The sequence below is a fragment of the Xenorhabdus entomophaga genome (assembly GCF_037996725.1).
Taxonomy (GTDB): domain Bacteria; phylum Pseudomonadota; class Gammaproteobacteria; order Enterobacterales; family Enterobacteriaceae; genus Xenorhabdus; species Xenorhabdus khoisanae.
The window spans coordinates 1-1,184 of the sequence record NZ_JBBMXH010000251.1 but is presented as its reverse complement, the minus strand read 5'-3'; the positions used below and the strand labels follow the sequence as shown (position 1 = coordinate 1,184).

The following is a 1,184-nucleotide window of genomic DNA, read 5'->3' as shown; positions in this document are numbered from 1 at the left end:
CAGGGCGCGAGCATACTCTGATTAATTTTCACCCAAAGAAAACTCTTGCCCGATAATCATCACACCAACTCGCTTTTTTAAGCTTATTTCTTTGGCTGGGTGCACCGCAATCGCACTGTTTAACCATATTCAGCACGATACGTCGAAATAAAGCCAGGTTCTCAACTGCTCCATCCAGAACAATCCGTGAATCATCTTCTTTAAAAACAACATCAAGGATATAGTGCTGACTATTTTCAATCCGCCAGTGTTGGCGAATGTAGTGCCCCAATAATTTATGCTTGGGCGAGAGAGAACTCACATAATACGAGGTCTCTACCGTTCCTTTGCCATTTTGTGTCCGGTGGCGTTCAACGGCAATAATACTGCGGATTGTCGGCCACTTATCTGCCAGTTCTGGTGGCAGTTTTGCCTTTAACTGAAAGACATAGCGCTCTTCCCGTCGACCATGCGCTTCTTGCTTTATTTCCGTGATAATTTTTTCTTTACCCGCATCAAACACTGCCTGAAATTGAGACTGGACAGCCTCCCAGAGATGAGGCTGATTTTTCTTCACCTGAACAACGACATGCGCTTTTTTTTCACTGAGCTTTTCCAGCGTTTGGCGCTGACAATGCAAGGCATCCAGCGTCACGATACTGCCTTTCAGATTAAGGAGTTCCAACATCTGCTGGACGATACGGATCTCCCCATTTTTCGTGGCCGTCGCTTTTTGGCTCAGTACTAATCCCCGCTCAGTATCATAGGCCGTCACCAATTGAACCGCATTTTTCTTTTCATTCCGGTAGGCATGTCGCAGCACTTTACCATCAAAGGCAATGACCGGTTTTCCGTCCTGTTCACGTTGCTCATTAACCCAATAAAGTAAAGCTTCCAGTAGCGAATTAAGCTCAATAGCGCGGACAATCCTGGCAATCGTGTGTCGACGCGGGATCCCACAGAGGAAAGTACGGTATTTTCTCAGCCACTTAATTTTGGCACGGCCATAAGTTTCAATATCTTGCCAGCCTTCAGCCCCTGCCATAATGGCACTGATGACAAGAAAAATGACATCAATCAGATCGTATTGACGATTGATATCAGAGCGGGTTTCTTTGACAACGGATAAGTATTCAATGAGGGAGTGGTTAGGATTCATGGGCGAGCATTCGAAAGAAAAATAAAGATAATTAGATCATGTCATT

1 protein-coding gene is annotated in these 1,184 nt (G+C 45.1%); it reads right to left on the bottom strand.

Annotated features, from left to right (window positions below; genetic code table 11):
- Positions 1-28 precede the first annotated feature (28 nt).
- Complete coding sequence (locus AAC854_RS22565) at positions 29-1,138, bottom strand: ISAs1 family transposase (RefSeq protein ID WP_340619047.1); 1,110 nt, start codon at positions 1,136-1,138, stop codon at positions 29-31.
- Positions 1,139-1,184 lie beyond the last annotated feature (46 nt).

Bases quoted from the DNA above. Each gene is read 5' to 3' on its own strand.
- AAC854_RS22565 (WP_340619047.1), bottom strand. From the start codon at position 1,138: ATGAATCCTAACCACTCCCTCATTGAATACTTATCCGTTGTCAAAGAA.